At 68.6% G+C, this 18,325-nt stretch carries 17 protein-coding genes, 1 tRNA gene and 2 pseudogenes; 8 read left to right on the top strand and 12 right to left on the bottom strand.

Annotated features, from left to right (window positions below; genetic code table 11):
- Window positions 1–62 precede the first annotated feature (62 nt).
- Window positions 63–446, top strand: a complete 384-nt coding sequence (locus tag ACQPZZ_RS05600; RefSeq protein ID WP_432929579.1) for an ester cyclase — start codon at window positions 63–65, stop codon at window positions 444–446.
- A gap of 76 nt (window positions 447–522) precedes the next feature.
- Complete coding sequence (locus ACQPZZ_RS05595; protein ID WP_432929577.1) at window positions 523–2,229, top strand: serine hydrolase domain-containing protein; 1,707 nt, start codon at window positions 523–525, stop codon at window positions 2,227–2,229.
- A 42-nt stretch (window positions 2,230–2,271) separates the two neighbouring features.
- Here ACQPZZ_RS05595 and arsM read toward each other — a convergent pair whose 3' ends face one another.
- A complete protein-coding gene (arsM, locus tag ACQPZZ_RS05590; RefSeq protein WP_432929575.1) occupies window positions 2,272–3,519 on the bottom strand; it encodes an arsenite methyltransferase in 1,248 nt (415 codons plus the stop codon).
- An 11-nt stretch (window positions 3,520–3,530) separates the two neighbouring features.
- Window positions 3,531–3,677 (bottom strand): hypothetical protein, encoded by a 147-nt coding sequence (locus ACQPZZ_RS05585; RefSeq protein ID WP_432929573.1) that lies wholly within the window; start codon window positions 3,675–3,677, stop codon window positions 3,531–3,533.
- 44 nt (window positions 3,678–3,721) lie between these two features.
- Between ACQPZZ_RS05585 and ACQPZZ_RS05580 the strand changes: the two are divergent.
- Together ACQPZZ_RS05580 and ACQPZZ_RS05575 are read left to right on the top strand one after the other, a co-directional pair.
- Window positions 3,722–4,084: pseudogene (locus ACQPZZ_RS05580) on the top strand (ArsI/CadI family heavy metal resistance metalloenzyme); the annotation flags it as partial.
- A gap of 374 nt (window positions 4,085–4,458) precedes the next feature.
- Window positions 4,459–4,881 (top strand): annotated as a pseudogene (locus ACQPZZ_RS05575) (transposase family protein); the annotation flags it as partial.
- Window positions 4,882–4,945: 64 nt separating this feature from the next.
- On the opposite strand, the gene ACQPZZ_RS05570 reads toward ACQPZZ_RS05575, so the two are convergent.
- On the bottom strand, window positions 4,946–5,881 hold the full coding sequence (locus ACQPZZ_RS05570) for an RNA polymerase sigma-70 factor (RefSeq protein ID WP_432929571.1): 936 nt from the start codon (window positions 5,879–5,881) through the stop codon (window positions 4,946–4,948).
- A gap of 125 nt (window positions 5,882–6,006) precedes the next feature.
- On the opposite strand from ACQPZZ_RS05570, the gene ACQPZZ_RS05565 reads away from it, so the two are divergent.
- Window positions 6,007–6,852, top strand: a complete 846-nt coding sequence (locus ACQPZZ_RS05565) for an SDR family NAD(P)-dependent oxidoreductase (protein ID WP_432929569.1) — start codon at window positions 6,007–6,009, stop codon at window positions 6,850–6,852.
- A 417-nt stretch (window positions 6,853–7,269) separates the two neighbouring features.
- Here ACQPZZ_RS05565 and ACQPZZ_RS05560 read toward each other — a convergent pair whose 3' ends face one another.
- Window positions 7,270–7,815, bottom strand: a complete 546-nt coding sequence (locus ACQPZZ_RS05560; protein ID WP_432929567.1) for a GNAT family N-acetyltransferase — start codon at window positions 7,813–7,815, stop codon at window positions 7,270–7,272.
- A gap of 132 nt (window positions 7,816–7,947) precedes the next feature.
- A complete protein-coding gene (locus ACQPZZ_RS05555; protein ID WP_432929565.1) occupies window positions 7,948–8,733 on the bottom strand; it encodes a hypothetical protein in 786 nt (261 codons plus the stop codon).
- Between the two features lie 237 nt (window positions 8,734–8,970).
- Between ACQPZZ_RS05555 and ACQPZZ_RS05550 the strand changes: the two genes are divergently transcribed.
- Window positions 8,971–10,014: a winged helix-turn-helix domain-containing protein gene (locus ACQPZZ_RS05550; RefSeq protein ID WP_432929563.1), complete on the top strand. Its 1,044-nt coding sequence runs from the start codon at window positions 8,971–8,973 to the stop codon at window positions 10,012–10,014.
- A gap of 204 nt (window positions 10,015–10,218) precedes the next feature.
- Here the strand turns inward: ACQPZZ_RS05550 and ACQPZZ_RS05545 are convergent, their stop codons facing one another.
- Window positions 10,219–10,824 carry a hypothetical protein gene (locus tag ACQPZZ_RS05545; RefSeq protein ID WP_432929561.1) on the bottom strand — a complete coding sequence of 202 codons (606 nt, stop codon included), beginning with the start codon at window positions 10,822–10,824 and terminating at the stop codon, window positions 10,219–10,221.
- 224 nt (window positions 10,825–11,048) lie between these two features.
- Here ACQPZZ_RS05545 and ACQPZZ_RS05540 point away from each other — a divergent pair, with 224 nt between their 5' ends.
- Complete coding sequence (locus ACQPZZ_RS05540; RefSeq protein ID WP_432929559.1) at window positions 11,049–11,591, top strand: hypothetical protein; 543 nt, start codon at window positions 11,049–11,051, stop codon at window positions 11,589–11,591.
- 190 nt (window positions 11,592–11,781) lie between these two features.
- Here the strand turns inward: ACQPZZ_RS05540 and ACQPZZ_RS05535 are convergent.
- The 3 genes from ACQPZZ_RS05535 to cysS all read right to left on the bottom strand — a co-directional run bounded on the left by ACQPZZ_RS05535 (window position 11,782) and on the right by cysS (window position 14,281).
- Window positions 11,782–11,854: transfer RNA gene (locus ACQPZZ_RS05535), tRNA-Thr, on the bottom strand.
- Between the two features lie 50 nt (window positions 11,855–11,904).
- On the bottom strand, window positions 11,905–12,864 hold the full coding sequence (gene rlmB / locus ACQPZZ_RS05530) for a 23S rRNA (guanosine(2251)-2'-O)-methyltransferase RlmB (RefSeq protein ID WP_432929557.1): 960 nt from the start codon (window positions 12,862–12,864) through the stop codon (window positions 11,905–11,907).
- A 22-nt stretch (window positions 12,865–12,886) separates the two neighbouring features.
- Entirely contained in the window at window positions 12,887–14,281 is a 1,395-nt protein-coding gene (cysS, locus tag ACQPZZ_RS05525) for a cysteine--tRNA ligase (protein ID WP_432929555.1), read from the bottom strand.
- A gap of 372 nt (window positions 14,282–14,653) precedes the next feature.
- Between cysS and ACQPZZ_RS05520 the strand changes: the two genes are divergently transcribed.
- Window positions 14,654–16,282 (top strand): DUF2637 domain-containing protein, encoded by a 1,629-nt coding sequence (locus tag ACQPZZ_RS05520; RefSeq protein WP_432929554.1) that lies wholly within the window; start codon window positions 14,654–14,656, stop codon window positions 16,280–16,282.
- A gap of 515 nt (window positions 16,283–16,797) precedes the next feature.
- Here the strand turns inward: ACQPZZ_RS05520 and ACQPZZ_RS05515 are convergent.
- From ACQPZZ_RS05515 to ACQPZZ_RS05505, 3 genes are all read right to left on the bottom strand, one after another.
- Window positions 16,798–17,067: a GlsB/YeaQ/YmgE family stress response membrane protein gene (locus ACQPZZ_RS05515; protein ID WP_139580418.1), complete on the bottom strand. Its 270-nt coding sequence runs from the start codon at window positions 17,065–17,067 to the stop codon at window positions 16,798–16,800.
- A 192-nt stretch (window positions 17,068–17,259) separates the two neighbouring features.
- A complete protein-coding gene (gene ispF / locus ACQPZZ_RS05510) occupies window positions 17,260–17,718 on the bottom strand; it encodes a 2-C-methyl-D-erythritol 2,4-cyclodiphosphate synthase (RefSeq protein WP_363641894.1) in 459 nt (152 codons plus the stop codon).
- 17 nt (window positions 17,719–17,735) lie between these two features.
- Window positions 17,736–18,218, bottom strand: a complete 483-nt coding sequence (locus ACQPZZ_RS05505; protein ID WP_030510364.1) for a CarD family transcriptional regulator — start codon at window positions 18,216–18,218, stop codon at window positions 17,736–17,738.
- Window positions 18,219–18,325: the final 107 nt, after the last annotated feature.

The raw sequence follows: 18,325 nt of genomic DNA, 5'->3' as shown, positions 1-18,325 counted from the left end.
GGGAAGTGCCGGTGGACAGTGCCGCTCGGACCCGGACCGCCGGCCACGAGGAGGCCACGCCGATGACCACACGCGAGGACGCGAGCGCCCTGGTGAAGCGGATGCAGGAGTGCTTCAACAGCCGGCGATTCGACGAGGCCGCGGACCTGCACCTCCCCGGCTTCTTCAACCACCCGCTCGGCACCACGGGGTTCGAGGCGGGCAAGGAGGCCTGGCGCACACTCGTTGCCCGGTTTCCGGGCATACGTGTCGTCGCCCAGGACATCCTGGTCGACGGCGACAAGGCCGCCGTCCGCTCGACCGTCGAGGGGATCGAGGTCCCGGACGGCGACGCACAGCCCATGCTGTTCGAGATTTTCCGGATCGACGACGGCCGATTCGCGGAGATGTGGGGGGCCAGCGCGGGCTTCCCGTCCTCAGCCAGCCCCGAGGAATTGATCGGATAAGCCGGCCGGTTCCACAGAAAGTGCTCTCAACCTCGCCCTCTCGGTGATTGCGGCAGATAGGCCCATGCCTCCCCTGATGCCGGACTGGCTGAGATTCTCCTCATCGACATTCTGCCGATGTGACGGGCCGACTCAGCGAAAAGATATGCGGGAGGAAAAAGACGTCGATCACCGTTTGCGACTCCGGCGAACGGAAAGCAAGCCCCCAGACGAATGGTCCACCGAGCGCTCGATCGAGACTCACTCGATTCAGAGAATCGCCGGAATTCTGGACATCGATACATTTAATGGGGAGAAAATGCCCAAGTGTCCTAATGTTGTCGGGCTTCTTGCTATCAGCGCCTCGCTGACCGGTGGTGCCATGCCCTTGGGCGCTCCTGCCATCGCCGCATCCGCGGCGGGCACCGTCGTGGCCGGTCCCGGCGTCGATCATCCGGCCGGTCGCGGCCACGGCCGGGCGCATGAGCGCAATCGCACCAGGCAGCACGACAAGCAACGGCAGTCGGAGCACGAGCGCCAGAACCAGAACCTGCTCCGCGACGTCACGCTCGCCGTGACGCCGGCGCAGAAGAGCGCGGCGGATTCGCGGGCTCTGCCGTACAACTGGCAAAAGACGGACACGAGCGCAAACACCTACACCGATCAGGACAGCCGATCGGAGATCACAAGCCGGCCCAGCCAGAAAGCGGAATCAGCGCTCACCGACGGTGCACCCGAATCCGATTCGCCGGCCACGTCACCGGCACCGGCACCGCACGGCGATTCCGCCAGTGCGGCGATCCTGGCGTACCTGAAAGACCTGGCCGCGAAGAAGGAGTTCACCGGCTCGGCGCTGGTGGTGCGGCGCGGGCAGGTGCTGGCGCGGTTCGCCGCGGGCGAGGCGGACGAGGAGCGGCACATCCCCAACCGGCCCGACACGGTCTATCGGGTCATGTCGATCACCAAGCAGTTCACCTCGATGCTCGTGCTGAAACTGCAGGACCGCGGGCTGCTCAAGCTGGACGACCCGATCTGCCCGTATCTCGTCCCGCGATACATCAAGGCGTGCCCGGCGGCGTGGCGTCCTATCACGATCCGCGAGACGGTCACGCACACCTCGGGCATTCCGAACATCGAGAAGCTGCCCAGCTACCTCGACAACGTCACGCGGCCGACCACGCCCCGGCGACTCATCCGGCAGTTCGTGAACCTGCCGCTGCTGTTCACTCCCGGCACCAACTGGAGTTACACCAACTCCGGCTACGTCCTGGCCGGTGCGATCATCCAGGCGGTGACACACAAGCCGTACGGCGAGGTGCTGCGCAAGCTGATCACCGAGCCTTTGAACCTCCGGCACACCGGTTACAGCACGACATATCCGCCACGCGGGTTCGCGAAGGGCTACTTCAGGCTCGGGTCGCCGGCCCCGCTCCTCAACAACTCCGAGCTGTTCTCCGCGACCGGCCTCTTCACCACCGTCGACGACATCGCACGCTGGGACCGGGCGTTCGGCTCGTTCACGGTCGCGCCGCCCGCCACGGTCAAGCTGGCGTTCACGCCGCAGGCGAAGTGTCCCCCCGGCGGCTGCCTTGACCTGCCGTCGAGCGCGTACGCCTTCGGCTGGCTCGTCGACCGGCTCCAGGGGCACCGGCTCCGGTACCACCCGGGTCTTTTCATGGGCTACACGGCGAGCAACATGTATCTGCCCGATGACGACATCCAGGTGGTCCTGCTCAGCAACGTGCAGGACACCGACACCGCCGGCATCGCCCGCCGCCTCGCCACGATGGCCCTCGATCTGTGAGTGCCGGGCGGCCCGAATCCGCCGTCGGCGATCGCAGCACCGTCACCTGCCTGTGACGGTGCTGCGGCGTTCGACGAGGACGACGTCACGCCAGCGGTCGTGGTGGCGGCCGATGTGGTGCCGGGTGCCGACGACGCGAAAGCCCGCCTTCTCGTGCAGGCGCAGGCTTGCGGTGTTCTCGGGGAAGATGCCTGACTGGATCGTCCAGACGCCCTCGGTCTCGGTGGACTGGATCAGGGCGTTCAGGAGCGCCAGCCCGACTCCGCGGCCACCGTGACCGGGGTGGACGTACACGGAGTGTTCGACCACCCCGGCGTAGACACACCGGTCGGAGACGGCGCTGACCGCGATCCAGCCGATGACCTGCCCGCCGACGGCGTCGACCGCGACGTACCGGTGGCGCGGCAGCTTCGCGGCGTCGAACATCCGCCAAGCGGGGGCCTTGATCTCGAAGCTGGCGTTTCCGCCGTCGAGACCGGCTTGGTAGATGGCGAGGACCTGCGCGGCGTCGGCCTGCCGCATGGGGCGGATCGTGACACCGGGCGGGGCGTCGGGCGTGACCGCCTGCACGATCGCCGACTGGAGCCTGCCTGACGCGGCGTGGGTACGCGAGATCGTGCAGGCGGTGAATCCGGCCGCCGCCAGCAGATCGCGGTACTCGGTCTCGGTGAGCGCGCCGGCCGCGCAGCCGGCGAGGCGTTCGGTCCCGGCGTGCCGGGCGGGATCGGACACGTCGCCGACGATGACGTCGGACACGCCGAGCCTGCCGCCGGGCTTGAGCACGCGGAAGGCCTCGGCGAGCACGCGGGGCTTGTCGGCGGACAGATTGATCACGCAGTTGGAGATGACGACGTCCACGCTGCCGTCGGGCAGCGGAATGTCTTCGATGTGGCCGTGCAGGAACTCGACGTTGGTCGCTCCGGCCTCCGCGGCGTTGGCCCTGGCCAACTCGATCATCTCCGGGGTGGCGTCCAGGCCGTACACCATGCCGGTCGGGCCGACCCTGCGCGCCGACAGCAGGACGTCGAGACCTCCGCCCGATCCCAGGTCGAGAACGGTCTCTCCGGGCTGAAGACCCGCGACCGCGACCGGGTTGCCGCATCCCAGACCGGCCCGCAGGGCTCCGTCGGGCAGGCCGGTGGTGTCGTCGTAGCCGCCCGCGCCGGAGCAGCCCTCAACGAGCCCCTGTGGTTCGCAGTCGATCACCCGCTGTCCTGCCTGGGCCGCTTTGGCCAGCTCGCCGTAGCGGGTGACGACGCCGGCTCTGACTTCTTCCACGTTCTCGGACATGGACCCTCCGTTCAACAGGGCGGCGACGAGCCGGGAAGGGGGCGGCCCATCACGACGTCGGCGGCGGTGGGAAAGCACTCCACGCAGGCATCGTTGATCCGGTACAGGCTGGCCGTCCCGCGGTGCTCGACCAGGACGAACCGGACCTCGGCCAGCACCTTCAGGTGAGCCGAGACGGTCGACGGTGGGGTCAGGTCGGTGACGGCCCGGTTACGCCAACTTCGCCGTCGCCGAGCCTCCGCTGAAGCTCGTTCTCCTCGAGGGCGAGGAGGGCGAGCCGACCCGGATGGACAACCTCGGCGTCGAGGTCGACGACACCGCGCAGGTCACCGCCGCGACCGAACGCCTGAAGGAGGCCGGCCTGGCCACCTTCGAGGAGAACGACACCACCTGCTGTTACGCCCTTCAGGACAAGGTGTGGGTGCACGGCCCCGGCAACGAGCCCTGGGAGGTGTACGTGGTCAAGGCCGACGCCGACGCCCTCGTCAAGCAGGCCGACTCCGCCTGCTGCACCTCCGACGACGCCGACGAGAAGACGGCGAGCGCTGACAGGTCCTCCTGCTGAGCACGGCGAAAGACGCCCGGCGACCATCACCAGAGCGATCGCCGGGCACGGCCTATCGCCTCTGAACCCGGCACCGTTTCAGCAGCGCGCTGATTTTCTCGGGGTCCTTGTCGCCGTTCAACTCGTCAAGGAGATCGTCTGGGCAGAGTTCGTACAGGTCACCCCACCAGCGGCGGGCTTTGTTGTCCCAGATCCTGTATCCGCCGGGTACGCCTCTTGCGACGTAGCGCCTCCTGCTCACGACACAAGAATGAGCCATTTTCATCCCGATGGCGCTGGTCAGGACGGGCGTGGGAGAGCGGGGTCGGGTGTGAGGTGAGGCTCCCGGTAAGACAGCAGTCGACCAGGATCCGATGCCCCAACCGAGAGCCTCGTTGCTGTCTTACCCTGCCGCGATTCCCCTGTCGAACCGCACCCTTGCCCGTCTGGCCGAGCTCATCCGCGCCCACCGCGCCGAACGCCGCAGCCGGTGGCGGCGCCTGAACCCCGGGCAACAGGCGTTACTGGTGCTGGCCCACCTGCGCAACGGGGACACCTACACCCGCCTGGCCGCCGGCTTCTCCATCGGCACCACCACCTGGCGGTACGTGCGTGAGTCGGTCGACCTGCTCGCCGCCCTGGCCGGCGATGTCCACGCCGCCGCGACCGGGGCCTCCCGGCTGGCCTACACCATCCTCGACGGCACGCTCATCCCGATCGACCGCGTCGCCGACCAGAAGCCGTACTACTCCGGCAAGCACAAGCGCCATGGGATGAACGTCCAGGTCCTCGCCGATCCCGCCGGCCGCCTGGTCTGGTTGACCTGCCAGTCGTCATTGAGCGCCTTGCGGGACTCCGCCCGGCCGACCCGCGTGCCGCCCATCACGGCGTCTGCTGGTCGCGGCGGGTCTGCTTCTTCTCGCGGATGACCGCGTGGGCGTCGGCGACGGGGCCTAGGTGAGCGAGCTTGTCGGGATTGACGATCGAGCGGATGGTCTGGATGCGTCCGTCCAGGATGTCGAGCGTCCAGACGTTGATGATGTGGCCGTCTCGGTCGCGGATGATCGCACCCGGCTGGCCGTTCACCTCGTGCGCCTCCAGCACCGCGCCGATCTGGGCGAACGGCGGGATGGCGACGGACAGCACCCGGGCGACCTTCGCGACGCCGAAGAGGGGGATCGTACTCCCGATCTTGCCGGCGCCGTCGTTGACCAGCTGGACGTCGGCGGCCAGCAGTTCCTGCAGCCCTGTGACGTCCCCCTCCCTCATCGCACGGAAGAACCGCCCGGCGAGCTGCTCGCGGGCCCGGCGATCCGCCTCGAAGCGGGGCCGGCCCGCGTCCATGTGACGGCGTGCCTGCACCGCGAGCTGGCGGCAGGCCGCCTCCGACCGCTCCACCGCGGCGGCGATCTCCCGATAGCTGAAGGCGAACACCTCGCGGAGCACGAAGACCGCACGCTCTAGCGGGCTGAGCCGCTCCAGCAGGATCAGCGCCGCCATCGACAACGAATCGGACAGCTCCGCCGACCGCTCCGGGTCCTGGTAGGGGTCTGTCAGCAGCGGTTCGGGGAACCATGGCCCGACGTAAGCCTCGCGCCGGACGCGGGCCGAGCGCAGCACGTCGATCGAGATCCGCGTCACCGTGGCCGACAGGAAGGCCTTGGGTGACTCGGGCTGGGCCGGGGAGCCTTCGTAGCGCAGCCAGGCCTCCTGAACGGCGTCCTCGGCCTCGCTCACGCTGCCCAGGATGCGGTAGGCGATCGCGAAAAGCAGCGGCCTCAGCTCCTGGAAGTCCTCGACGCGAGTCACGCCGACCATTGATATCACCATTCAGGACAAAGGTGACATGGTGTCGCAGGTCACACTCGGGCGATCTCACATCTCTGCCGGGCTATCTCGTCCAGGGGGTTGTAACGGCTGAAAGCGGCAACAAGGAGCACACCATGCAGAAGGTTTGGTTCGTCACCGGCTCGTCCCGCGGCCTGGGCCGCAACTTCGTGGAGGCCGCCCTGGCGCGCGGCGACAAGGTCGCTGCCACCGCCCGGAACACCGCGAGCCTGCGGGCGCTGGCCGACACCTACGGAGACGCTGTGCTTCCACTGGAGATGGACGTGACCGACAGGGCCACCGTCTTCGAGAGCGTGAAGCGCGCCAAGGAGCACTTCGGCCGGCTCGACGTCATCGTGAACAACGCCGGCTACGCCCAGATCGGCGCGGTCGAAGAACTCACAGAACAGGAACTGCGCGACCAGCTCGAGACCAATCTGTTCGGCGCGGTGTGGGTGGTCCAGGCCGCGCTGCCGTACCTGCGCGAGCAGCGCTCGGGGCACATCATCCAGCTTTCCTCGGCCGCCGGGGTCATCGCGATGCCGCTCGGCGGCGCGTACCACGCATCTAAGTGGGCCCTGGAGGGCCTGAACGAGGCGCTCGCCGGCGAGGTCGCCGAGTTCGGCGTCAAGGTGACCATCATCGAGCCCGGCGGCTTCGCCACCCGGGACGGCAACAACCCCGACCCGCTCGCCAACGGCTACATGGCCAAGCCCGACCCGGCCTACGACGGTCTCCGTCAGCACCTCGGGTCGATGACAGGGAAGATGCCCGCAGGCGACCCGGCCGCCGCGGCGCAGGCACTGCTGAAGCTCGTGGACTCCGCCAACCCGCCGGTGCGGGTGCTGTTCGGCAAGGGCTTCCACCCACTGATCGAGCGGGCCTACGCCGACCGGCTCAAGACCTGGGCCGACTGGCAGGACCTCTCAATCGAGGCACACGGCAACCTCGAAGCCCGCTGACTCAGGTGAGAGGCCGCGCAACCGGCGAGCGGCGCCCAGGTCGCCCAGGCCACCTGGGCGTCCGGGCGATCCGCTCGGCCGGTGAGCCGGATTGTCCTGACGGAATTGGGGCCTGCTCCCACGTGGGCGGGATGATCGGGCTTCCACCTCAGTCGCTTACGGCCCCGACGCCCGGCACGGCGATCACCCCGGTGCTACGCATGACCTGACCGCGGTATGCGCGACCGTCCTGATCAACGCGCTGACCGCCGCAGGGGGTAAGACCCTTTGCCGGCGATCATGCAACCATCCTTGTCCTGCAGCTCATCGAAGAAGGCCGCTTGGGGTCACCTACCCAGCCCTGCGCGAGCAGGTCGTAAACGTATTGAAAGAACCTCCACCTTCTGACTGGACAAGGCCGTAGGGCTCCTCACGTCTCTACCTCGGATCGAGTACGCGTGTCATCCAGATCGTGTTGCCATGTTCGGCGTCCTCGGTGATGCGGCCGCTTGGGTGGAAAGCGAGCTTCTCGAGGACGCGGAACGAGGGTGCGTTCCACTCCCGCACGGTGGCCCAAAGTCGTCGGCGTCCTGTTCGCGTCGCGGCTTCGACGACCGCACGAGCGGCCTCTGTCGCGTAACCATGGCCGTGAGCGCGTCGTGCCAGCTCGTACGCGATTTCAGGTTCATCGGAAGATGCCTGGCCGACAGTCAGTCCGCAGTACCCGATGAACTCACCGGTGTCTCTCAGCTCAATCGGCAACAACCCGAGCCCCGGATCCGCCATCAGCGGATTGCCGAGGAGCCGGCCGCGCATGTCCTCGACCGTCGGGCGTCCCTCGGCGTCGATCCGCCGTGCCGGAGGCACTCGTGGATCCCGCTCAAGCCATAACCCGCGGTACTCCTCGGCATCCGACGGCACCCACCGCCGCAACCGCAGCCGCTCGGTCACCAGCTCCGCCGGTAGATCCTCATAGGTCCCCATCCACCCAAACCTAACCCCGTGCCGGCCAAGACCGGAGCTGACAACAAGAGGTGGACATCGAGCTGCTCAACGGGGGGTGGCTGGACGTTGCCGTCAAGGTCGCCGTCACGGAGTTGCCGGCGCACTGGACCGTCAGGCTTCGCGGCGGACTTCCCATAGCTGGTTCATGCTCCCTCTCAAAGGGGAGTAGTCGACTTTGGCGAGAACGGGGTGCTTCAGGCGCTTGAGAACCGCGGTCATCTGACGGGCGTTGCAGGCAATTGAGCCCACGCCCTCCTCGTCGGCGATGCGCGGATCACTGCGGGTGAGCCAGTCGGCGTTACATGCCTCAGTGACTCGATTGAAGCCGGCCATCCAGTCGTACCCGAGTTTCATCGGCCGGCCACCCTCCGGGGTGAAGATCACGACGCCGCTGATGCTGGAGTCCGGAGTTCTGTCTCCGAGGTATCGAAGGGTGCCGAAGGCGGCCTTGGGTCTCTCGGTCGCGATGCCGGGCCAGAGCTGATGGATCGTGGTGGCCTTGGTGCCCGCATAGACGATGCGGACAAGCGTGGGTCCGAGAGTGAAAACGAAGGCGAGGTCGGCGGAAGCACACGCGGTCTTGCCGAGGCCCTTGGCGCTTATAGCGTATTTGCCGCCGTTATCCTTGGCGCCGCATGTGACCGTTGTCCGGTAGAAGGAGGCCGATGAGTAGTCGAGCCGGATCTCTTTGGCTCCGGCCAAAGGATTCAAACGGTAGGTCTTGAGCCCGTTGTACGCAGTAATCGGCTTGGCTGCGCGCGGCACGAAACGGAGCTTTCCCTTCCCGTCCGGCCAGGCCCAGCCGTACGCGACCTTGGGAGAGGAGGCCTGGGCCGGCACGGCGGTCAGGCCGGTCGAGATGAGGACGAGACCAGCAATGGAGGCCAACAGTCGCACGAGGTTCTCCTGGAAACACGGCACGGCGCTACAGGGAACGCACAGCCTACTCACCCGATACGACATTCCGCTGGGATCCAACCTGCCACTCCGGCCCGACCAGGAACGGCGAAGAGGCCCTCTCCGCGGCGGTGACGGCCTCTTCGCCGGCAAGGACAACGACTCGTCGCGACATCGCACAGGCGCGCAGTGATACAACTGCTTCAGCCAGACCATCGCCACCCGGAGGGCAACCCCTTGGCCATCCCCGACTACGAGACACTCATGCGTCCGATCCTCCAGTTACATGCGGACAACCAGGAGCACGCGAGAAGTGTCATCGTCACCAAGGTCGCCGAAATATTCCAGCTCACCGAGGCAGAGCTGGCCGAGACTCTCCCCAAGAGCAAGCGGCGGCTGATCGATGACAGGGTGCATTGGGCAATCCTCTACATGGTCAAGGCCGTCCTCCTGGTGCGCACCGGCAGAGGCATCACGCAGATCACTGACCGCGGTCATACCGTTTTGGCCCAATACCCGTCTGCATTGAACGACAGCATTCTTCTGCAATTCCCGGAGTTCAAGGAATTCAAGCAGAGGAATCGCGGGTCTCTTGAGAACACAGTTCCGGACCCCACGGCCGAAGTCGACAACCACGCCCCGGCGGCGTTGCAGACCTTCCGCGAGAATCTGGAGCGCACTCGCGCATTCGTTTACGGCGGTAACAGGCTGAAAGAGCTGGGGGTAACCGCGTTCGACGTGGACGAGCTCTTCCGTGGCGCCTGGATCCAGGCCGTCGCCTATCACGAGCAGTGGGTCAAACAGGAGATCGTCGATCGAGCCGTCGCGATCGCGGAGGACAGCACAAGACCGAGGCCGGCGAAGTTCCAGAAGCTCAAGATTTCCGTCGCGCAGTTCGAGAAGATCCATCACGACCGGCAGTCGATCGCCAAGATTTTTCGCGCGCATCTGGAGGACCATTTCGGCCGGGAGTCCTTCCTCCGGCCCAGCCAGATCAAGGAGGGCTTCGCGCACGTCAGCTCCATTGATCTGTGGCAGGAGGTGGCAAGCATCCGTTCCGCGGGAGTCGCCGGCGATGCGGCCGTCAAGGTCCCTGAGCTCCATGCTCGCTTGAATGAGATCGCCGAAAGACGAAACCAGATCGCCCACGCAGCCGACCATGATCCACAGAGCGCAGGCAGATTGCTCCCCATCTCCGGTGAGGACGTGCTCGACGTCATCGACTGGCTGGATGCGAACGCCGTGGCGATCGTCCAGGCGATCGACGGTCACCACGCGTAGCCCGCTGGGCGGCAGACAACCGGCGCTGACGCGGGTGACACAACCAGGACGATCGCGGAGCAGGTCTTCCACGATCCCGCGGTCACGGCCAGTGCCACGTGGACCAGGACGGCTGACCCGGCGATGAGGGAGCTTCCGGCTCCCAAGGTGGCTCCCAGGAGCCCGGCGGATCACGTGAGCCCTCGGTTCACTGGCGGAAGGAAGTTATTCCGAGCGTGTCCGGGTCTCTCGTGCGACGTCGGTGAGTAGTGCGGCAGCCCAGAGAAACACCTTGGGGTCACCGAGATTCGAGTCGGTGAGCCATTGAGCGGCCCGGCGCGCGTCCTGCTCATCCTGGATCAACCCCCAGATCCCCGGCTGTACGCCGGTGGCTCGGTAGACGTTGGAGACGAGACCGCCCAGGCAGGTCCAGGTGTGCCGGCACCCGCTGTCGAAGCCGACCAGTTCGAACCCCAACCGCCGGCCGCCGGGGTTGGGAAACCTCTCGCGCCAGGCCAGCCGTTCCGGGAGGCTTCCGGCCGATGCGTCCCAGCCTCCATCGGCGATATCGGCCAGCAGCCCGGGAACGTCGGCAGTGGCGAAGCCGACCCCGAGCACATGCAAGCCCGGCTTACCAGCGCGCTCGCGCGCGATCTCGGCCTCCTGGGGGCCGTCGAACCAGTCGTCCCAGCCAATGGGATCGGATGACACCAGGTCCACCACGCAGTCGCTCAGCGACACCAGACCAGCGGGAAGGCCCGCGTCCTGCCAATCGTGCCGATTCGCGCGTGCAGCGACCCGATAGCCGGCGAGAACGTAGTCGGGTTCCATGGCGCTCTCTCCTCTTGCGGTCGGTATCGCGATTTTCCAGGCGTCGCCCTCGGCCTACAGTGCGCGGCTCGTGGTGCGACAACGCCCAGCCTTGTGGGGTTCGGCTCGTGCTTCGGCTTCCGTGAGCCGGAATCGCGGCTCGGGAAGGGTCGGACGGTCGGGTCGTCTCGGCCTGGCAAGCCTGTTACAGGTCAGCCCCAAGGTCACGAAACCATGCTGGCCTGATGGACCTGACCGACGCTGTTGAGGCGCTCACCACGACCGTGACCCCGGGCCGCCGCATGCCGGGAAAGATCGGCATGGGCATCCTCCTGATCTGCTGGCTCGCGCTCGGCGTGCTGCCGTTCGTGACCGCGGTGCCGGACTTCCGGCTCGCGACCGGGAAGATCGGCACTTCTGGCGCCCTCACCGTCGTCTCCTGCGTCCCCCTCGGCCAGGGACGGTATGACTGCAGGGGCAGGTTCGTCCCCGACGGCGGTGGAGACGCGGTCATGGTGGCCGCATCCCCCGACTCAGAGGTGGGGGACGTGATGCGGGCTCAGCTCACCCCTGAGGGGGAGCAGGCGCTGCCGTCCGGCACGAAGGGCGTCCTGCGGGCCATGACGCTCCCTGCCACCGGCCTCGGCGCGCTGGCCTTCCTGCCCTACGTCGTGCTGTACGTCTTCAGAGCCAGGCGGGGGCGCAAGACCGCCGTGATCGCGGGATCGGCGGTCACCGCCCTGTCCCTGGTGCTGATCGTGATCGGCATGGTCGCCGCCTACTCCTGACCGGCCTGGCCGGCGACGAGGTCCGGGCGAGGATGTCCTTGCAAGGGGTCCCTCTACCCCGCCTTCGCTCCCCGTTGGACGCTCAGCCGATCAATCGCGGCCCTGGCACAGGGCCAACTCGCCCAAGATTGTCCGGACAAGCACAAGGCCCCTGACCGCGAGAGCGCTGATCAGGGGCCTGTCGTACGAGAGCCGCCTTGGGGAATCGAACCCCAGACCTTCTGTTTACAAGACAGATGCTCTGCCGATTGAGCTAAGGCGGCCTGTTACCAGACGAGTTTAGTGGGCCGAGGGCCTCACCGTCACGGCGAAATCACCGGCGACGGTGACGGGCGACCTCGTAGAGGGCGATCCCGGCGGCCACACCGGCGTTCAGCGACTCGGCCGCGGCGTTCATGGGGATGCGGGCGATCTGGTCGCACGACTCCCTCACCAGGCGGGACAGGCCCTTGCCCTCCGAACCGACGACCACGACGAGCGGTTCGGTCGCGAGCTCGACGGCGGCGATGTCCACTGTGGCGGTGCCGTCGAGGCCGACCACGAACAGGCCCTCCTCCCGGTACGTCTGGAGGGTCTGCGTCAGGTTCGACGCACGGGCGACGGGGAGGGTCGCGAGGGTGCCCGCCGAGGTCTTCCAGGCGCCGGCCGTGACGCCCGCGGAACGGCGCGACGGAACGAGCAGGCCGTGCGCGCCGAAGGCGGTCGCCGAGCGCGCGATGGCGCCGAGGTTGCGCGGGTCGGTGACGCCGTCGAGGGCGACTATCAACGGCACTTCGGCGGCGTCCCTGGCCCGCTCCACGAGCTGCTCGGGGTGCGCGTAGTCGTACGGCGGGACCTGCAGGCCGATGCCCTGGTGCACCGTGCTCTCGGTCAGCCGGTCGAGCTTGTCCCTGCTGACCTCGAGCAGCGCGATGCCGCGATCAGCCGCGATCTTGATGGCCTCGCGGACCCGGTCGTCGTTGTCGACCCGCTGCGCCACGTACAACGCGCTCGCGGGGACGCCGGCACGCAGCGCCTCGACCACGGGGTTGCGCCCGCCGATGACCTCAGGGGCGTCGTCCCTGCGCGTACGGCTCGGCGTACGGGAGGCCGAACTTCCGCCGCCCCGCGCCTCGCGCTCGATCCGCTCGGCGCGCGCCTTGTCCTTGTACCAGTGCCGCATGTGCGCGGGCGGCGTCGCTCCCTTGCCTTCCAGGGAGCGCCTGACCTTGCCGCCCGTGCCCTTGGTCGGCCCCTGCTTCTTCGACGGCTTCCCTGAAGCCCTTCCCGCCATGGTCTCTAGCGTAGGGCCACGCCTACTGTGCCAGCTCCCACCGCGGACCCTGCGGGGTGTCCTCGACCACGATCCCGGCCGCCGCGAGCTGGTCGCGGATCGCGTCGGCCGCCGCGTAGTCCTTGCGCGCACGCGCGGCCTGCCGCTGCTCCAGCGCGACGGCCACCAGCGCGTCCACGACCTCCCGGAGCCCCGAGTCGCCGGTCGACCGCCACTGCTCCGACCTGGGGTCGAGGCCGAGCACGTCGAGCATGTTCTGCGTCTCGGCGAGCAGCCGGGCGACCTGCTCCTTGTTGCCCTGGGCCAGCGCGACGTTGCCCTCGCGGACGACCTCGTGGATCACGGCGAGCGCCTGCGAGACGTTCAGGTCGTCGTCCATGGCGTCCACGAACGCCTGAGGCAGCGGCGCGGCGGCGTCCACGTCGTGGATCACCTCGGCGGCGCGGGTGACGAAGCCCTCGATCCGGCGGTATCCGGCCGCCGACTCCTGCAGCGCCTCGTCGGAGTAGTCGATGGCCGAGCGGTAGTGCGCCGCGACCAGGTAGTAGCGGAGCTCCACCGCACGCACCTTGCGGAGCATGTCGGGGATCAGCAGCGAGTTGCCGAGCGACTTGCTCATCTTCTCGCCGCCGAGCTTGAGCATGCCGTTGTGCAGCCAGTAGCGCGCGAAGCCGTCGCCCGCCGCCTGTGACTGGGCGATCTCGTTCTCGTGGTGCGGGAAGATCAGGTCGACACCACCGCCGTGGATGTCGAAGGTGCCGCCGAGATATTTGGTCGCCATGGCCGAGCACTCCAGGTGCCAGCCGGGACGGCCCTTGCCCCATGGCGTAGGCCACGTGGGCTCGCCGGGTTTGGCGCCCTTCCACAGCGCGAAGTCGCGCGGGTCGCGTTTGAGCGAGTCGGTGTCGGTGTCGGCGGCCGCCCGCATGTTCTCCAGCTTCTGGTTGGAGAGCTTGCCGTACCGGTCGGCGTAGGAGACCACGTCGAAGTAGACGTCGCCGCCCGACGCGTACGCGTGCCCCTTGTCGATCAGCCGCCGCATCAGCTCGACCATCTCGGGCACGTGGCCCATGGCCCGGGGCTCGACGGTCGGCGGCAGGCACCCGAGCTGGTCGTACGCCCAGCCGAAGGCGCGCTGGTTTCGTTCGGAGACGACGAACCAGGGCACGCCTTCCTCGGCGGCGACCCTGATGATCTTGTCGTCGAGATCGGTGACGTTGCGGCAGAAGGTCACGTCGTAGCCCTGCCGCAGCAACCACCGGCGGAGAACGTCGAAGTTCACGCCGGACCTGATGTGCCCGATGTGCGGCGGAGCCTGGACGGTCGCACCACACAGATACATCGAGACCCGGCCGGGCTCGACCGGTACGAATTCACGGACCGTACGCGTGCTGGTGTCGTAGAGGTGCAGGCTCACGAAGGCAAGGCTAACGCCTGACGGCGCAGCACAGGGCTACTTGGGCCCCATGAACGGCTTGGCGTGGCCGATCATTGAACCTTCCGACACATAAGTCGGGATATAACCTGAAACACAAGCCGTAATGATCTTTTTGGCGATCCCCCGACGCGGTCCGCATGGGCGCCGGCCGGCAAAGCTTCAGTCCGCACGGCTCAGTCCGCACGGCTCGATTCGCACGGCCTTCGCGCGCATCCCGCGAGGGCCGCCGGCCCGGCGCACACCGTCGCCGGGCGGGGTCGTGTTTCCCGGCGCAGGCCCCGGTTCGACACGAAGTGGGTGATCACGGGGGTGCGATCAATCGTCACCGCGATTCTGTAGGCTCGAAACGCCATGGACGTGACTCCCCCCGGCGCGGCAGGCACGGCCTCCCGCCCGTCCCGAAACACCCCCTCCGGAATCCCACTGGTGCTGCGCCGCCTGGCCATCGGCCTCGCGGGCGCCGCCCTCGCGGTGCTCGCCGGGGTGGCCTGTGCGCTGTCCTTCGACGACCTGCGGGCCCTGGCCGTCTCCGGCCGTGCCGAGCCCCGGCTCGCCTACCTGTATCCCACGGCGTTCGACGTCCTGCTGGTCGTCGCCCTGGTCAGCGTGCCGTTGCTGCGGGGCGCGCGTTTCCTGGTCCGGTTACAGGCGGGCTTCGTCCTGCTTCTGCTCCTGGTGGCGGCCGCCGCCGCGAACGCCGCGACCGCGGTCGGCGTCTCCTTCGACCCTGACGCCAGCGCTCTCGTCGTCGCCCTGCTGCCCTGGGTGATGCTCGCCATCGGCCTGTGGCTGCTGCTGCTCCTGCTGAAGCACATGCGCACGAACCGGGCCGACCTGGACGGCGACGACGACTCCGACGACGACCTCGTGCCCTTCGACGCCGAGCGCGAACGACGGGCCGTCGTCACCGCCCCCTATCCGGTGGCCGAGCGGGACCGTCCCGCGCCCGCGCATGTCGTCGCCGAGGAGCACGGCGCACCGCCCCTGCAGCCGGTTCCCGAGGCCGTGGCTCCCCCCGGTTACGTTCCCCCGCTGCCGGTCAGCCCGGTCTCCGAGACCGTCGCGCCACCCGAGTACGCCCCGCCGCTGCCCGCCACTCCTCCGCAGGCCGAGAACGAGCCCGGGTCCCACACCCACACCCCCGGCCTCCCCGGCACCCCCGACACCCCCGACACCGACGAGGACGGCCTACGGCTGCCGCCCGAAGCGCTCTCTGGAACCGCCGCCGAGGACGGAGCCGCGACCCCGCAGGACCAGGTGCCGGACCAGGAGCCGGATCGGGCTCCTGACGAGGTGCCGGACCACACCCCGGACCACATCCCGGACCAGGTGCCGGATCAGGAGCCGGGTGACCCCGAGGCCCTGCCGGTCGTGCCTCCGACGGCGGCGCCTCGTACACCGCCCATAACGGAGCCGGCCGAGCCGGCCCCCGCACCGCCGATGACCCAGCCGGCCGTGACCGAGCCGCCCGTGGACGAACCGGCGGTGACCGAACCGGCCGTGGACGAGCACGCCCGCGACGCGGAGTCGGCCGCGGAGTCGGCCGCGGTGTCCGCCGCGGCCGCACCGGAAGCCGAGGCGGATGACCGCCCGGCACCGCCCCGGCGGAACCGCCCGGTGCGCTGGGGTGACCTCGTACGGCCGCACACCGGCGACGTCCTCGTGCACCCCCGCCCGAAGCCGGGAGAGCCCTCCGACGCCGAGCCGGAACAGCCCGAGGACGAGGCGGGTGTCGACACGCAGCCCCTCCGTCAGATCAGGGACGTGCCGGATCCCGCGCACGCGTCCGACAGCGCCGACCCGGACGAGCAGCACGCAAGGCGCGGGCCGTACGCCGCGGAGGGCGGCGATCAGGGCACGCCTGAACCCGAAGAGGCTGAGGAGGCCGCCGAGGGCACGCAGACAGGCACGCAGACAGGCACCGTGCCGATGGCGCCCCCGTCGGGCCGGATGCGCAGCACGCCCCGCCCGCCCGCCTGACAGCCCCGGCGGGAGTGTGCTCCGCGCCCGCCCGGCGGGCGCGCGGCGGGCGCGCGGCCCTCACGCGTTGAGTGCTCGGCCGCCGGTCCCGGCGCCACGTGTCGGCTCGCGTCATGCACCCCCCGACACCTCCGCCACGTGGCGGCTCGCCTCATGCGCACGCTTCGGCACCGCCGCCACGTGGCGGCTCGCCTCATGGGCACGCCCCGACACCGGCGCCAACCCGGCCGCTGACACCGGCACCGCGCATCAGCCGGCCTCGGCCGCCGCCTGGATGTCCGTGTGCCGGCGGCACACGGAGCGCGGTCAGCTTCCCGGCTGCTCGTGCTCGCCCGCCCAAAGACCTACTCGTGCTCGCCGGCCCAAGGCCCGCTCGTGGCTCGCCCGCCCAAGGGCGCGGCCCGGCGCGGGCAGGATCCGGGGCGCACAGCGCGCAGGCCCGCCCGGCTGGGGAGCCGGACGGGCCTGCGCGCGCTACGGGGTGAGGGCGGGGGCCGCCCTACCCGGCGAGTGCCTTACACCCGCGACCCTCGCTTGAGGCCGGCGACGATGCCGACACCGACGACAGCCAGGACGACCTGCATGACCAGTTCGATCCAGTCGATGCCATCCGTCGTGGCCACGCCCATGACCTGGGCGATCGCGGTACCGATGAGCGCCGCGACGATACCGACGACGATCGTCAGCAGCCAGCCGATCGGCTGCCGCCCGGGCAGGAACAGGCGGCCCAGAGCGCCGATGACCGCACCGATGACGATGGCGCCGAGAATGGACTCGATTGTCATATCGACCTCCCGTTGAGGGTGACCCTTTCATCCTCGAACTGTGGGCTACCCCACGGAACGGAAATATGCGCCCCATGAAAGAAAAAAGAGGGCGGCGGCTCGATTCCGCGCCTTGGTCCGAGCCGCCGCCCACGCGTTAGTGAGACGCTCCGGGCCTCATTCGGGTTGACATGTCCGATTGGAACGGAACATTCACGCCGGGAGGATCAGGGCGGTCGCGATGGCCGCCACGCCCTCGCCGCGGCCGGTGAGCCCGAGTCCGTCGGTCGTGGTCGCGCTGACGCTCACCGGCGCCCCTGCCGCGGCCCCGAGGGCCTTCTCCGCCTCCGCGCGGCGAGGCGCGACCTTCGGACGGTTCCCGATGATCTGGACGGCCACATTGCCGATCTCGAAGCCGGCCGCCCGCACCTGGCGGGCCGCCTCCTCGAGGAGGGTCACGCCCGCGGCGCCCGCCCAGCGGGGGTCGGAGGTGCCGAAGAGCGCGCCCACGTCTCCCAGCCCCGCGGCCGACAGCAAAGCGTCGCAGCAGGCGTGCGCCGCCGCGTCGCCGTCCGAATGGCCGGCCAGCCCGGTCTCACCCGGCCAGAACAGTCCGGCGAGGTGGAGCTCCCTGCCGGACGCGAAAGGGTGGACATCGACCCCGATGCCCACCCTTGGCGATGTGATGTTCAGGAGTTCAGCACCTCGTCGAGCAGGGCCTCCGCCTTGTCCTCGTTGGTCTTCTCGGCCAGCGCGAGCTCGCTGACGAGGATCTGGCGCGCCTTGGCGAGCATGCGCTTCTCACCGGCGGACAGGCCGCGCTCCTTGTCGCGCCGCCACAGGTCGCGCACAACCTCGGCCACCTTGTTGACGTCTCCGGACGCCAGCTTCTCAAGGTTGGCCTTGTAGCGGCGGGACCAGTTGGTGGGCTCCTCCGTGTGCGGCATGCGCAGCACGTCGAACACCCGCTCGAGTCCTTCTTGGCCGACGACGTCGCGCACACCGACGAGTTCGGCATTTTCCGCTGGCACCTGTACGGTCAGGTCGCCCTTGTCGACCTTCAGCACCAAGTAGGTCTTTTCCTCACCCTTGATGGTTCGGGTCGTGATGGCCTCGATCCGCGCAGCCCCATGGTGGGGGTAGACGACAGTGTCGCCGACCTGGAAAGTCATGTGACGAGTACCCCTTCCGCTGTACTCCAGGGTACCACGCGGTTACCGCCTCCCGGAACAGTGAAAGGAACATAACTGCAGGTCAAAGCCTCGTTTTGGGGCTTGAC

The sequence above is a fragment of the Microbispora sp. CA-135349 genome (assembly GCF_050947365.1).
In the GTDB taxonomy this organism is placed as follows: domain Bacteria; phylum Actinomycetota; class Actinomycetes; order Streptosporangiales; family Streptosporangiaceae; genus Microbispora.
This window is presented reverse-complemented; position numbering and strand designations above follow the sequence as displayed.

What these genes read in the sequence shown, in the direction of transcription:
- ACQPZZ_RS05505 (WP_030510364.1), bottom strand. Translation starts at nt 18,218, where the DNA reads ATGACTTTCCAGGTCGGCGACACTGTCGTCTACCCCCACCATGGGGCT.
- arsM (WP_432929575.1), bottom strand. Translation starts at nt 3,519, where the DNA reads ATGTCCGAGAACGTGGAAGAAGTCAGAGCCGGCGTCGTCACCCGCTAC.
- ACQPZZ_RS05560 (WP_432929567.1), bottom strand. Translation starts at nt 7,815, where the DNA reads ATGGGGACCTATGAGGATCTACCGGCGGAGCTGGTGACCGAGCGGCTG.
- ACQPZZ_RS05570 (WP_432929571.1), bottom strand. Translation starts at nt 5,881, where the DNA reads ATGGTCGGCGTGACTCGCGTCGAGGACTTCCAGGAGCTGAGGCCGCTG.
- ACQPZZ_RS05565 (WP_432929569.1), top strand. Translation starts at nt 6,007, where the DNA reads ATGCAGAAGGTTTGGTTCGTCACCGGCTCGTCCCGCGGCCTGGGCCGC.
- ACQPZZ_RS05600 (WP_432929579.1), top strand. Translation starts at nt 63, where the DNA reads ATGACCACACGCGAGGACGCGAGCGCCCTGGTGAAGCGGATGCAGGAG.
- ACQPZZ_RS05540 (WP_432929559.1), top strand. Translation starts at nt 11,049, where the DNA reads ATGGACCTGACCGACGCTGTTGAGGCGCTCACCACGACCGTGACCCCG.
- ACQPZZ_RS05515 (WP_139580418.1), bottom strand. Translation starts at nt 17,067, where the DNA reads ATGACAATCGAGTCCATTCTCGGCGCCATCGTCATCGGTGCGGTCATC.
- ACQPZZ_RS05595 (WP_432929577.1), top strand. Translation starts at nt 523, where the DNA reads ATGCCGGACTGGCTGAGATTCTCCTCATCGACATTCTGCCGATGTGAC.
- ACQPZZ_RS05545 (WP_432929561.1), bottom strand. Translation starts at nt 10,824, where the DNA reads ATGGAACCCGACTACGTTCTCGCCGGCTATCGGGTCGCTGCACGCGCG.
- ACQPZZ_RS05520 (WP_432929554.1), top strand. Translation starts at nt 14,654, where the DNA reads ATGGACGTGACTCCCCCCGGCGCGGCAGGCACGGCCTCCCGCCCGTCC.
- rlmB (WP_432929557.1), bottom strand. Translation starts at nt 12,864, where the DNA reads ATGGCGGGAAGGGCTTCAGGGAAGCCGTCGAAGAAGCAGGGGCCGACC.